The following is a 12,856-nucleotide window of genomic DNA, read 5'->3' as shown; positions in this document are numbered from 1 at the left end:
GGGCCGCCGTCCGGGCCGCGTAGCCGGCGCGGCCCGCCCTCGCGCCCACGCCCACCGGGGTCCTCGGCTCACGTCGAGCCGGGCCCGCGCCCACGTCGGGCTGGTCCCGCGCCCACGTCGAGCCGGGCGCACGCCCCGTCAGGTCAGCCGCTCTCTCCCCACGTCGGCTGCGCCTCTCCCCACGTCGGCTGCGCTCCTCCCCACGTCGGCTGAGGGAGCGAGGAACGAGCGACCGAAGCCCGGCTTCCAGCCCGACCACGCCGCCGTCCCGCTGGTTGAGTCCCTCGCGGCCGTCGCCAGTCTCACGCCGTGTCAGGGCTTCGGTCGCTGGCGCTCCCTCCAGCCGGCGTGCAACTCCAGCGCCCCTCTCCCCACGTCGACCGGGCCCCATCCCCACGTCGCCTAAGCTTCCCTCCCCACGTCGGCGGGGCTTCACTCCCCACGTCGACCGGGCTTCCCTCCCCACGTCGACCGGGCTTCCCTCCCCACGTCGGCTGAGGGAGCGAGGAACGAGCGACCGAAGCCCGGTTTCCAGCCCGGCCACGGCATCCCTTTCCGACGCTACCGCATCCCACCGACACGGCGAAAAGTTATCCACATCAGGGATTTAATCCGTTTGGGGCACCCATTCTTCCGTAGAATTGTGGTATGCGAACAGCCATCCCGGAAGCCACAGAAGAGGTCGCCGCCGCCCACCTCGGGCTGGCCGCCGGGCTGTCCGGTGTGGACGAGCGGCTGCTGCACGACGACCCTCTGTTGCAGCTGACAGCGGCGATTGAACGGCTCGGCATGGTGGTCGATTCCTGGCGGGTGCGCTTGGCCGGTGAGGTCGGCGCCCGCTCCCGCCGCGAGCTCGGCGAGGACCGCCTCTCGGCCAAGAAGGGCTGCCGCAACGCCGTCGAGCTCCTCGCCCGGACCACGCTCGCCTCCGAGCGCACCCTCACCCAGCGGATGCGCCTCGGGGCGGCCACGAGGCCCCGCACCGCCCTGACCGGTGACACACTCCCCGCCGCGTTCCCCGAAGCTGCCGCAGCACTCCGGTCCGGCACCCTCGGCTACGACAGTGCTCTGGCCATCATCGACACCCTCGACCCGATCCGCGGTCGCGTCGGCGACCTCAACGTCGAACTCGCCGAGACCGCCCTCGTCGCCGCCGCCACCGGCCCCACCGTGGAGTCCCCGCTGCCGTTCGGCGCCGACGAGGTCCGCGGCCAGGCCCGCGTCTGGGAGAGCGTCTTGGATGAGGACGGCACGATCCCGGCCGAGGAACGGGCGATGGGCGCCCGCGGCATCAGCGGAGGACTGACCCGGGACGGGCTGGTGCACCGCAAGATGGCACTCCTGCCGGAGATCGACGCGAAGTTCGAGGCGCTGCTGAACGCGTACCTGAGCCCGCGCTCGAAGCCCACCTTCAACGATGCCGACCCGGACGCCCCGAGAGACCCGCGCGCCACCGCGCAGGCCCGGCATGACGTGTTCGCGAGCCTGATCGACGGGGCCGCCCGCAGCGCCGCCGCGCCCACGATGGGCGGGGCCGCCCCGACCGTGCTGGTCTCGGTGCGGCAGGCCGACCTGGCCTCGGGCACCGGTGCCGGCTTCATTGAGGGCTGCGAGGCGCCCGTCTCGCTGCGCGCGGTCGAGCAGTTCATCTGCGCCGGCGGCCTCCAGCATGCATTGATCGACGACGACGGGCGCCTGGTCAGCCTGAGCACAACCGACCGAGTCTTCAACGCGCAGCAGCGGCGGGCGATCACCCTGCGCGACGGCGGCTGCATCATCCCCGGCTGCACGATCCCGGCCGCGTGGTCCGAGATCCACCACGTGATCGCGTACCGGGACGGCGGCGAAACGGAGACCTGCAACGGGGTCCTCCTGTGTTGGTTCCACCACCGCACGATTGAGACGAGCGGCTGGCTGATCCTGATGATCGGCGGGGTCCCGTTTGTGAAGCCGCCGCCCTGGCTGCGGAATGGCCGCAGCGAGGCCGAGACGCCCTGGCGAAGATCCACCAAGTCCCGCACCCAACTCGCCGACCTCCTCGAGCGACAGCGGGAGCGCCAGCCCGTCCTCGTCGAGTAGACCCCCGGCCGAATCGAGACGCGCGCAACCCGATCGAGCAACCTTTCCGACTGCGGTCCCGCCGGCGGCGGCAATGGGGTCAATCTTTTATGGCACCGTTGGCGATGGCGATGCCAGCTCGATACGGTGACCCATATGACGCTAAACGGGTTCTGGTCTTACGTTCACGCTGACGATGAAGCTGAAGGGGGCCGAATCGCCCAACTGGCGCGAGATATTGTCTCCCAGTTTGAAATGATGACTGGTGAAACCGTCGAGCTTTTCCTCGATCGCGATTCGCTCGAATGGGGCGCTAGATGGCAAGACCGGATCGAGGGAGCTCTTGCAACTGTTGCGTTCTTCGTGCCAGTACTCACACCGCGCTACTTCGCCAGCGTAGCGTGCCGCAATGAACTGAATTCCTTCGCTCGTACAGCAACCGATCTCGGGGTGCGTGAGCTGCTTCTTCCGCTCCTGTACGCAGAAGTTCCCGGCGCAGACGCTGACGAGCCCGACGATGAACTCGTTGCTCTCGCGAGATCCTTTCAGTGGGTCGACTGGCGCGACCACCGGTTCGCAAATCGCGATGACGGGGTCTACCGGCGTGCGGTGTACAGCCTTGCGGAACGGCTGGCAGCGGCGAACCGTGATGCCGAGATGCCTGGGACGGCGCAAACCGCGCTCGATCTGGCCGACCGTGAGGGCGAAGAAGGCCTCCTCGAAGTCATGGCGACGTTCGAGGACGCAGTGCCGCATATCGCTGAAGTAACAGGTGCGATCAACGAAGAGATCGTCAAGATTGGCGAAATTACCCAGATAATGGGCGGCCGCATGAACGCTCCTGGCCCTGGAACCAACACGTTTGCCTTCCGGCTACGCATCACGCGCGAATTGGCCGCAGAACTAAAAGCTCCAGCCGATCGAGTGGGAGAATTGGGTGAGGAGTTCGCGAGAACGTTACATGACATGGATCGCGGCGTGCGCGTGATCGTGATGCGGGCCCCGCAGGAGCCCGAGCACCGGAAGGAGTTCTTGAGCTTCTTCGGCAACATTCGCGGTCTCGCGGATGCGGCTGAGACTGGATTGGGAGCACTCATGCAGATGGGCGAGTCGGCGGCACACCTTGAAGATATGTCGCGCGAGATTCGCCCAGTCATCCGCGAGATGCGGCGAGGTTTAACTCTGGTCGCCGAGGGTCGAGAAGTGATCCGTCAATGGACTGCACTGATCGACAGCACAGAGATGCCAGATGTCGAACCCGCGGAGGCTGGGGAAGAGTCGACCGAGGAGCCCGCTGCGTAGCGGCACTTTACTTGAATCTGCAACGTAACTCGGGAACGACTGCACGGTACCCTTGTCGCACGATTCGGCATTCGTCGGCCATCGAACACGCGGCAGCCGTCGCGCAGCGGTGGCACGAAAAACGCAACGTTGCTCGGTGACTTTGTTGAGGCCGTGGCACGGCAGGCACCTCAACGGTTAGAGGTCTGTGTCAGTGAGCTTCGATGTGGCAGCCGGCGCCGGTCGGAACACCGGCCGGGGCGGCAGGGCCCAACATGAGACCGCGGGCAGCGAGTAGGCAGCCGAGCGCTATTGAAGCGTTCCCGGCGTTTGTGGACACCTGGGTTCGATGAGTCGGGTTGCACTGGGATGTACTAGCGAATGGCGGCAACCGGCTGCCGCTGTGCTGGTGCCACCACCGCACCATCGAGGGCAGCTAATGGCTGACTCTCGTGATCGACGGCGTCCCGAACGTGAAACTGCCGCCCCGACTGCGCTGCGGCCGGTCTCAACACCCGCGCCGTCCTGAAACTCCGCCGCGGCCGGCGCCGCAGCCCGTTTGGCGGATGCCACGGCGCGCGCTCCGCGGCATCCGCCGGGCGGCGCATAGCCTGAGGACATGGCGAAATTCAGGGTGGGGCGGTTCCTCGGGGTACTGGCAGGAACTGTGGCGATCCTCGCGGTGGGCGTCTACGCCCCGGCCACGCTGCTCGGGCCGCTGCCCGCCGCCAGCGCGACGACGGTGAGCGAGCTTCCGGGCCAGACGGATGCCGCGGCCCCCGTGCTCGCCGCGGACGGCGCCAGCGCCGTCATCCTGGCCGGCGACACCACGCCATTCGCCCAGGGCGGCAGCACCGAGGCGCTGCCGTTGGCCTCGATCGCCAAGCTGGTCACCGCCCTCGTCGTGCTCGACGCGAAGCCGCTGGCCGCCGGCGAGAGCGGCGAGGCGCACACCATCGGCACCCCGGACTACCAGGACTACATCGACTACAGCGGCGGCGGGGCCCGCACTGTCGTCGTGTTCCCGAAGGAGCAGTGGACGCAGCGGGAGATGCTGCAGGCGCTGATCCTCGGCTCCAGCAACAACCACGCCGACACGCTCGCCCGCTGGGCCTACGGCAGCGTCGACGACTACCTCACCGCGGCATCCGCCTGGCTCGGCGCGCAGGGTCTGGACGGCATCACCGTCGCCGACGCGACCGGCCTCTCCCCCGACAGCCGCGGCACCGCCGCCGACGTCACCCGCCTGGCCGCGCTGGTGCAGGCCGAGCCGGCGATCGCCGAGATCCTCGCGAACCCGCCGTCGGCGCTCGTGAACAACCGCGGCGTCAGCAACACCACCGCCTACCTGGCGGAGGAGGGCATCACCGGAATCTCGCGCAGCTACACGGATGAGGCGGGCGTCTGCCTGCTGTTCACCGCGAGCGTGCCGGCGCCGGAGCCAGACGGGGAGCCGCTCGCCTTCTCAGCCGTGTTCCTCGGCTCCCCCGACTACGACACCCTCGAGTCCGACGTGCGTGCGCTGATGGAGAGCGCCGTGGCGGGCGCGGGCACGGTGCCGCTGATCGCGCAGGGCGAGCGTTACGGCGAGTTCACCGCGCCGTGGGGCGCCACGGCATCCGCCGTCGCCATCACGGCGCAGAGCCGGCGGGCCTGGGCGGCCCAGGATGCCAGCCTGCTGGTCGAGCTGGACGAGCTCAGCACCGCCCAGCTCGGCCGCATCGTCGGCAGCGTCAGCGTGAGCACGCCGGGCGGCGAGCACCGCTCCCGGCTGGAGCTGGACCGGGCCATCACCGACCCGGGTCCGGCCTGGCGCCTGCTGAACCCGGTGCCGATGATTACCGCGCTGCTCGCGTCGGTGCAGGGCTCCTAGCGGCGGTTCAGGCCGCCTCGAGCACGATCTGGGCGCGGTCCCGCGGCCGCTCGACGACCTCGTAGAGCTCCCACTGCGCCTGCCACTCGTCCCAGTGGGCGTCGAAGCCGCCGGCGTCCCGTTCCAGCGCCCGGCGCTTGCGCACGGTGTCGTCGGCGCTCACCCAGACCGTCACGTCGGCGTGCGCGGCCGCGTCGCCGGCCAGGGCGCCGCAGCCCTCCACGATCACGGGCCGGTCCGGGGCCACCTCGTGCCATTCGGCCGGGGCGAGGCCCAGCCAGTCCCAGCGCCGCCACCGGGCCGGGCGTCCGGCCGAGCGCGCGTGCAGCAGCCCGGTGCGCACCTGTTCCGCCCCGGCGGCGAGCCCGCCCCAGCCGGGGTACACGTCGTCCAGCCGGAGCAGCTGTGGGGCGGCGTCCGTCGGCCAGTCCGCCAGCAGCCGGTCGGCCAGGGTGCTCTTGCCGGAGCCGCTCGGCCCGTCGATCAGCACGACGGCGGCGCGCGGGGCGTCGGCGATGGCCGCGAGCACCGCCGTGAGGTCGGGCTCGGTTGGCACGGGCTCGGCCGGCACGTGTTCAGCGGGCGCGTGTTCAGCGGGCGCGGGCTCAGCGCAGCACAAAGTTCCAGCTTCCGGTCGCGACGGCCACGGCGACGGAGACCGCCGCGACGGCGCAGCCCAGGGCGATGGCCACCCATTCGGCGCCGCCGAACACGGAGGGGCGGGCCCAGCTGCGCGGGGTGTCGCCGCCGAAGCCGCGCGCCTCCATGGCGGTGGCCAGCTTGCTGCCGCGCCGGATGGAGAGCACGAGCAGCGCAAACGCCTGGCCGAGCAGCCGCCGCAGCAGGCCGCGGTCGGCCACTCCGCGGGCTCGCCGGGCCAACTGCAGGCTGCGCCAGTCGTCGATGAACAGGCCGACCAGGCGGAGCGCGGCCAGCGCGCCGAGCACGAAGCGACTGGGCAGCCGCGCCACCTGGGCGAGCCCGTCGGCGAGCTCGGTGGGGTCGATGGTGATGAACAACACCACGGCGGGCAGGGCGATCGCCAGCACCCGCATGCAGGTGGCCAGGCCGATCTCGAGCGAGCCCTCTGTCACGTGGATCAGCCAGAACTGGAAGTAGGTCTCGCCGGACGCCTGCCCGTAGAGCACCATGCTGAAGCCGGTGAGCGGGGCGGCCAGCCAGACCGGGAGGGTGCGGGCGCTGAACACGACGCGGCCGAGGCCGCCGGCGGTGAGCAGCGCGATCTCCAGCAGCAGGGCGACGGTGGCGGACACCCAGTCCAGGGTGAGCACGAGGGCGAGCGTGATGGGGATGGTCGCGGCGATCTTGGCGACAGGATTCAGTCGGCCGAGCACGCTGTCGGTGGCGACGGGGGCGAGCACGCTCATCGCGGCACCGCCTGTTCCGCGGCGGTGAGCGCGTACTCCTCGTCGGCGAGGGCGCGCACGAAGGCGGCGTCGTGGGTGACGGCGAGCACGGAGTGGCCCTCCTCGACGAGCTCGGAGAGCAGGGCGAGCATCTCCGCCCAGGTGCGGGCGTCCTGGCCGAAGGTCGGCTCGTCCAACACCAGCAGGCGCGGCTTCGCGGCCAGCATGGTGGCGACCGAGAGCCGGCGCTTCTCGCCGCCGGAGAGGGTGAAGGGGTTGGCGTCGACGAGGCGGCTGAGGCGCAGCCGCTGCAGCAGCTCCTCGGTGACGGCCGCGATCTCAGCGGCGCTCCGGCCGAGGGCCTTCGGACCGACGGCGAGCTCGTCGCGCACCCGGGCGGTCAGGAACTGGTGCTCGGGGTCCTGGAAGACGGTGCCGATGCGGCCGAGCAGCTGCCGGGACTTCCAGCGGATCGGGGACGCGCCGGCGCCGGCGGCGAGGCCGTCGCTGGCGTGCAGCGTGCCGCCGGCCGGCGGCAGCAGCCCGGCCAGGGTGAGCGCGAGCGTGGATTTGCCGGCGCCGTTCGGCCCGGTGAGGGCCAGGGCACGGCCGGCGCGCACGTCCAGCTCGATGCCGGTGGCGACCGGATGCCGCGGCATCCGCGCCACGGAGAGCTCGCGCGCCTCGAGCAGCACCTCGGCCCTGGCGGGGCGGCGCCGTTCCGGCACGGCTGGCGGGTGCCCGGGCACCCACACCCCGGCGGCGGCGAGGCTCGCGCCCTGCTCGCGGAGCACCCGGCCCGGCTCACCGTCGGCCAGCACGCCGCCACCGGCGGCGAGCACGATCACCCGGTCGACGAGCGGCAGCCACACCTCGACCCGGTGCTCGACGACGACGAGCGTCGCCCCGCGGTCGGCGAGCACACGGGTGACGGCCTGCTGCACCTCGGCGACGCCGGCCGGGTCGAGGTTCGCGGTCGGCTCGTCCAGCAGCAGCAGGCCGGGGCGCATCGCCAGTACGCCTGCGAGGGCGAGGCGCTGCTTCTGCCCGCCGGAGAGGGCGGAGGTGCTGCGATCCAGCGGCACGTCGAGGCCGACCGCATCCAGAGACTCGGCCACGCGCCGCCAGATCTCCTCCCGGGCGAGGCCCAGGTTCTCGCAGCCGAAGGCGACGTCGTCGCCGACGCGGGAGAGGATGACCTGCGAGTCGGGGTCTTGCAGGACGAGCCCGCTGCGGCCGCGCGCAGCGGCGGCCGGCATCCCGTCGATCGACAGGGAGCCGCGGTGTTCGCCCTCCTCGTCGCCGCCGAGGACGCCGGCCAGGCCGTGCAGCAGGGTCGACTTGCCGGCGCCGGACGCGCCGAGCAGCAGCACCCGCTCCCCCGGCTCGATCGTGAACTCGGCGTCGCTGACCGCCCAGGAGCTGCGCCCGGCATGCCGCCAGCCCCAGCCCTGCACGTCCACGCGCGCCGCACCCTGTTGCACTGCCATGGTTCTGCCTACGCCCTGCGTCCCACGCCCTACGCGGCGATCCGGGCCTGGCGGCCGGAGGCGAAGCGGCTGAGCGCGCCGGTGGCGGCAAGCCCGCGCACGGCGAACCAGGACAGCGCGCCGGCTATGACCGCGCCCCCGATGATGGCGGACACCGTGTAGATGAGCAGGAACTGGGTCGCCGCGCCCGGGTACCAGAGCAGCAGGTCGTTGATCGCCATGCCGAGGCCGGCGCTCGCCCCCGCCAAGATCGCGACGGGCAGGGTCCAGCGGCGGTAGAGGAAGAGCAGGAAGACCAGCTCTGCGCCGAGGCCCTGCACCAGGCCTGCCTCGATGGTGAGGAAGCCGCCCCACTGGGTGCCGACGAGCGCAGAGACGACGGCGGCGAGGGTGGAGGTGTAGATCGCCGCGCCTGGCTTGCGGATGACGAGGCCGCCGAGCACGCCGGCGAAGAGCCAGACGGCGGCGAGGCCGGCCTGCACGCCGGGCAGGGCAGCCTTCAGCGGGGAGCTGACGGTCTCCCAGGCGAGGCCCCAGGCCCAGAAGACGACGCCGGCGGCGACGCCGAGCACACTGGCGACGACGATGTCGACGACGCGCCAGTTGCCGATGCGCGCCGGCGCCGTTCCGCTCGTGTTGGAGGTGTTCTGTGGTGCGAGTGTTGCATGCACTGTTCGTGCCCTTTCGTTAGGTGAAAAGAGGGCACGGGTATGAGATTGTTTCGGCCTCCCTGCGCTGGCATGATCCAGATCAGGTTCGACGGTCGAAGCTTGATCAGCTTCCTCTCAGCCCGGCTCACCGGACTCCCGTGTTCGTCACCGAGTATAGCCCGAGCGGGCGTGGCCGGCAGCGCCGCTAGCATCGGAGCATGGGCATTCTGATTTTGCTGCCGCTGGCGGCGCTGATGCTCCTGCTGCTCTGGCTCTCGCTCCGCCGGCGCCGCCGCCTCGCGGCCGGGCTCCCGGTGCGCCTGCCCCTCTCGGATCGGCTCAGCGCGCTGCGGCAGCTCTGGCGCCGCCGCTAGCGCCCGCATCGAGAGGACGGCTGTGCGCCCTCCCGGCGAGCCTCTCGGGCCGGAGACCGGGCTTCGGTCGCTCGTTCCTCGCTCCCTCAGCCGACGTGGGGGGGCTCTCAGCCCGCACGACGCGGGGGCGCTGCTCGTTGGCTCGAGGGAGCGCCAGCGACCGAAGCCAACAGACGCAGAGCGCAGTGTCGACGGGTCTTAGTGCTTGAGCACCTTGATGAACCGCGACACTGCCCACCCGAAGACGCCGACGAATGGTGTCGCCACTGCCAGAAGGGCAATCACGTTCGGCTCGAAGCGCAGCACGCCGTCGCGTTTGATATAGGCCCCGATCGGGATCGAGACGCCGCCGCCGCCGCCGCCGCCGGCCTCGTCCCCCGGACCGGGCGCGACAGAGTTCTTCGACTGCATCTCGCCACCGCCGCCGCCGAAGCCGTACCACGCCAGCGCGACCGGCACCATCTCCTGCCCGTCGACCTCAACGGGGTCGCCGTAGACCGTGGAGGCCCCGGCGTTTCGAACAGATTCGGCAAGTTGCACAGCAATATTGCTCATGCGGATACGCTACCCCGCAGTCGGCGGCTTGACTAGAGCGGCCGGGCGCAGCATGCCCTTGCCGAAGCGGGCGGTCACCTCGTCGACGGCGAGCTCGGCCTCCCGCCATTCCTCGTCCGGGTCCCACAGCCCGAGGCTGCCGCCACCCGCGCCGAGCTGCTCCGCACGCACCCCGATCAAGCGCACCCGTTTGCCGGCGGCGCCGAGCGCGTCGAAGGCGGCGAGGGCCTCCTCGTAGATGCGCCGGCCCACGTTGGTGGGCTCGGCCAGGGTGCGCGACTTGGTCACGGTGCTGAAGTCGCTGTACCGCAGCTTCAGCACGACCGTCCGCGCGACGACATCCGCCCGGCGCAGGCGCGCGGCGACGTCATCCGCCTGGCGCAGCAGCGCCCGCCGGATTTCGAGCTGGTCGGTGACGTCGAAGCTGAACGTCGTCTCGTGGCCGATGCTCTTCTCCTCGCGCTCCAGGCTGATGCTGCGCGGGTCGATGCCGTTGGCCAGGCTGTGCAGTTTGAGGGCGAGCGCCGGGCCGAGGGCGCCCTGCAGCACCTCGAGCGGCGTCTGGGCGACGTCGGCGACCCGGTTCAGGCCCAGCCGCTTCAGCTGCGCCTCCGTGGCGGGGCCGACGCCCCAGAGCGCACTGATGGGCAGCGGATGCAGGAACTCCAGCGTCTCGTCGGCCGGCACCACCAGCAGGCCGTTGGGCTTGGAACGGCCGGAGGCCAGCTTGGCGACGAACTTCGTCGAGGCCACGCCCACCGAGCAGGTGAGCCCCGTCTCGGCGAGCACCCGGGCGCGGAGCAGCTGGGCGACGGTGCGCGGCGAGCCGAGCAGTTTGGTGGCGCCGGAGACGTCGAGGAAGGCCTCGTCGATGCCGAGGCGTTCTACCAGCGGCGTCATGTCGTCGAAGATGCTCATGACCTGCCGGGAGAGCTCGGCGTAGCGGGCCATCCGCACCGGCACGACGACGGCATTCGGGCAGCGGCGGAGCGCGAGCGCCATCGGCATCGCCGAGTTCACGCCGTAGCGGCGGGCCTCGTAGTTGGCAGCGGACACCACGGAGCGCGGGCCCAGCCCGCCCACGACGACGGGTTTGCCGGCGAGCGCCGGGTTGTCCAGCAGCTCGACGGAGGCGAAGAAGGCGTCGAGGTCGACGTGCAGGAACGGGGTGCGCGAGTCGTCGGCGTCGGCGGCGCTCACCTGGCGCGTCGAACCGTCTTGTTTGCTCACCTCTCGAGGGTACCGTCCGCCGCTGACACCCGGCCGGTGCGCTCAGCGGTCGTCCCGCTCCGCCCCCGCGATCCGCTGCGCAATGTAGATGGGGACGATGGAGACGAGCACCAGCACGACCGCGATCACGCTGACGATGGGCGCCTGGTTCGGCCGGAACAAGTTGTTCAGGATGAAGATGGGCAGGGTGGTCACCCCGGAGCCGGCGGTGAACGTCGTCACGATGATCTCGTCGAAGCTGAGCGCGAAGGCCAGCAGCCCGCCGGCGAAGAGGGCCGAGCGCAGCTGCGGGAAGGTGATCAGCCGGAATGTCGTCCAGATGCCGGCGCCGAGGTCGGCTGAGGCCTCCTCGAAGTTGGTGCCCAGCCGGCGGAGCCTCGCGATCACGTTGTTGAAGACCGTCACGATGCAAAAGGTGGCGTGGGCGATGACGACCGTCCAGATGGAGAGCGGGACGCCGAGGATGGTGCGGAAGAAGTTGTTCAGGGCAATGCCCGTGATGATCCCGGGCAGCGCGATGGGCAGGATGACGAGCAGGCTGACCGTGTCGCGGCCGAAGAACGCGAAGCGCTGCAGCGCGAACGAGATCAGGGTGCCGAGCACGAGCGAGACGATCGTGGCGATGATGGCGAGCTGCACGCTGGTCAGCACGGCGTCAATGGCGCCCGCGCTCTGGAATGCCTTGCCCCACCATTCCAGGGTGAAGCCGGGCGGCGGCCAGCTCAGGCTCTGGCTGGTGCTGAAGGAGTTGATGAAGACGACGCCGAGCGGCAGGTAGATGGCGAGCAGGATGAGGACGGTGACGATGCCGAGCACCGTGCGGGAGAGGCGGCTGAGTCGCATCCGGGCTCCTAGAGGTTGTCCAGGGCGCCCGTGCGCCGCACGAGGGCCAGGTAGCCGAAGATGATCGCGATCGGGATGAGGGCGATGGCCGCCGCCAGCGGCAGGTTGTTCGCCGCGCCGACGTTGGTGAAGACGAGGTTGCCGAGCATCTGGTTGGCGCCGCCGACGATGTTGACCGTCAGGTAGTCGCCGAGGGAGAGCGAGAAGCTGAAGATCGAGCCGGCGATGATCGCCGGCCAGATCAGCGGCAGCGTGACCAGCCTGAGCGTCATCCACGTCCTGCCGCCGAGGTCGCCGGACGCCTCCAGCAGTGAGTCCGGCACCCGCTCGAGCCCGGCGTAGATGGGCAGGATGACGTAGGGCAGCCAGAGGTAGCTGAGCGTGATGATGGTGGCCGTCAGGCCGTAGCCGGGGGTGCTCCCGCCGAAGGGGGTGAGGAGCCACTGCAGGATGCCGTCCTGGGAGAGCACGCTGCGCCAGGCGTACGCCTTGACCAGGTAGCTGGCCCAGAGCGGCATGAGCACGGCGATCACGAGGATGCGCTGCATCCGCGGGCCGGCCACCTTCGCCATGAAGAAGGCGATCTGCAGGGCGATGAGTACGTCGATCACCGTCACGAGCAGGGCGACGCCCACGGTGCGCAGCGTCACGACCTGGTAGAGCGAGCCGGTGAGCACCGTGATGATGTTGTCCAGCGTCCAGCTCTGCGTGATCTCGCCGGTGAAGCTGTCGACGCTCCAGAACGCCGTCACGAGCAGCGCGGCCAGGGCCACGACGTAGACGATGCCCAGCCAGAGCAGCGGGGCGGCGATCAGAAAACCGAGCCGCAGCCGCGGGTGCCGGCTGAAGAAGGCCGAGCCGCGCCGCGCCAGCCCGTGCCGGGGCGCGGGCACGCCCGAACGCTGTTGCGTCGGGGCGGCTGCACTGCTCATCTGGCTGCTCTCGCTCGGAACGGGTGCGGTCGGGCCGCTCGCGCGGCAGCCGGGCGGCCGCCGCGCGAGGGTGGCTCAGCCCTTGATCTCCTGCCACGCCGTCGTCCAGGCGGCGTAGTCGGTGCACTGCACGTCGGTGCGCCCGTCCAGGCAGTCGGCGATCGGCGTCGACCAGTACCAGATCTTTGACGCGTAGTCGGCGT

Annotated in this window: 12 protein-coding genes and 1 riboswitch; of the genes, 4 read left to right on the top strand and 8 right to left on the bottom strand. The window is 70.7% G+C overall.

The features are described from left to right. Nucleotides 1-648 precede the first annotated feature (648 nt). The 3 genes from GY24_RS15205 (at nt 649) to GY24_RS15195 (ending at nt 5,212) form a co-directional block, all read left to right on the top strand. On the top strand, nt 649-2,079 hold the full coding sequence (locus GY24_RS15205; protein ID WP_104477206.1) for an HNH endonuclease signature motif containing protein: 1,431 nt from the start codon (nt 649-651) through the stop codon (nt 2,077-2,079). Nucleotides 2,080-2,214: 135 nt separating this feature from the next. Continuing rightward, a complete protein-coding gene (locus tag GY24_RS15200) occupies nt 2,215-3,360 on the top strand; it encodes a toll/interleukin-1 receptor domain-containing protein (protein ID WP_104477204.1) in 1,146 nt (381 codons plus the stop codon). 598 nt (nt 3,361-3,958) lie between these two features. Beyond that, nucleotides 3,959-5,212, top strand: coding sequence for a D-alanyl-D-alanine carboxypeptidase family protein (locus tag GY24_RS15195; RefSeq protein ID WP_104477202.1), 1,254 nt, complete (start codon nt 3,959-3,961; stop codon nt 5,210-5,212). Nucleotides 5,213-5,219: 7 nt separating this feature from the next. Here GY24_RS15195 and GY24_RS15190 read toward each other — a convergent pair whose 3' ends face one another. Genes GY24_RS15190 through GY24_RS15175 form a run of 4 tightly spaced genes read right to left on the bottom strand, consistent with a single transcriptional unit; the run spans nt 5,220 to nt 8,740 of the window. Then, on the bottom strand, nt 5,220-5,768 hold the full coding sequence (locus GY24_RS15190) for a nucleoside/nucleotide kinase family protein (RefSeq protein ID WP_161498758.1): 549 nt from the start codon (nt 5,766-5,768) through the stop codon (nt 5,220-5,222). 49 nt (nt 5,769-5,817) lie between these two features. Then, complete coding sequence (locus tag GY24_RS15185; RefSeq protein ID WP_104477198.1) at nt 5,818-6,600, bottom strand: energy-coupling factor transporter transmembrane component T family protein; 783 nt, start codon at nt 6,598-6,600, stop codon at nt 5,818-5,820. After that, complete coding sequence (locus GY24_RS15180) at nt 6,597-8,069, bottom strand: ABC transporter ATP-binding protein (RefSeq protein ID WP_104477196.1); 1,473 nt, start codon at nt 8,067-8,069, stop codon at nt 6,597-6,599. Before GY24_RS15180 ends, GY24_RS15185 begins: the two co-directional genes overlap by 4 nt. 29 nt (nt 8,070-8,098) lie before the next feature. Further along, entirely contained in the window at nt 8,099-8,740 is a 642-nt protein-coding gene (locus GY24_RS15175) for an ECF transporter S component (protein WP_104477194.1), read from the bottom strand. A 39-nt stretch (nt 8,741-8,779) separates the two neighbouring features. After that, nucleotides 8,780-8,889, bottom strand: a riboswitch (TPP riboswitch). A 48-nt stretch (nt 8,890-8,937) separates the two neighbouring features. Here GY24_RS15175 and GY24_RS17730 point away from each other — a divergent pair. Then, nucleotides 8,938-9,093 (top strand): hypothetical protein, encoded by a 156-nt coding sequence (locus GY24_RS17730; protein WP_161498757.1) that lies wholly within the window; start codon nt 8,938-8,940, stop codon nt 9,091-9,093. 198 nt (nt 9,094-9,291) lie between these two features. On the opposite strand, the gene GY24_RS15170 is transcribed toward GY24_RS17730, so the two are convergent. Genes GY24_RS15170 through GY24_RS15155 form a run of 4 tightly spaced genes read right to left on the bottom strand, consistent with a single transcriptional unit; the run spans nt 9,292 to nt 12,653 of the window. Further along, nucleotides 9,292-9,648, bottom strand: coding sequence for a spore germination protein GerW family protein (locus GY24_RS15170; RefSeq protein WP_083363685.1), 357 nt, complete (start codon nt 9,646-9,648; stop codon nt 9,292-9,294). A 9-nt stretch (nt 9,649-9,657) separates the two neighbouring features. Then, entirely contained in the window at nt 9,658-10,878 is a 1,221-nt protein-coding gene (gene dinB, locus GY24_RS15165; RefSeq protein ID WP_104477192.1) for a DNA polymerase IV, read from the bottom strand. A gap of 42 nt (nt 10,879-10,920) precedes the next feature. Then, on the bottom strand, nt 10,921-11,721 hold the full coding sequence (locus GY24_RS15160; protein WP_104477190.1) for an ABC transporter permease: 801 nt from the start codon (nt 11,719-11,721) through the stop codon (nt 10,921-10,923). A gap of 8 nt (nt 11,722-11,729) precedes the next feature. Then, nucleotides 11,730-12,653 carry an ABC transporter permease gene (locus GY24_RS15155; RefSeq protein WP_104477187.1) on the bottom strand — a complete coding sequence of 308 codons (924 nt, stop codon included), beginning with the start codon at nt 12,651-12,653 and terminating at the stop codon, nt 11,730-11,732. Nucleotides 12,654-12,856: the final 203 nt, after the last annotated feature.

Origin of the sequence: Microterricola pindariensis (assembly GCF_002936985.1) — a bacterium.
Lineage (GTDB): Bacteria > Actinomycetota > Actinomycetes > Actinomycetales > Microbacteriaceae > Microterricola > Microterricola pindariensis.
The sequence above is the reverse complement of the archived record's forward strand: the minus strand, read 5'-3'. Positions and strand labels throughout refer to the sequence as shown.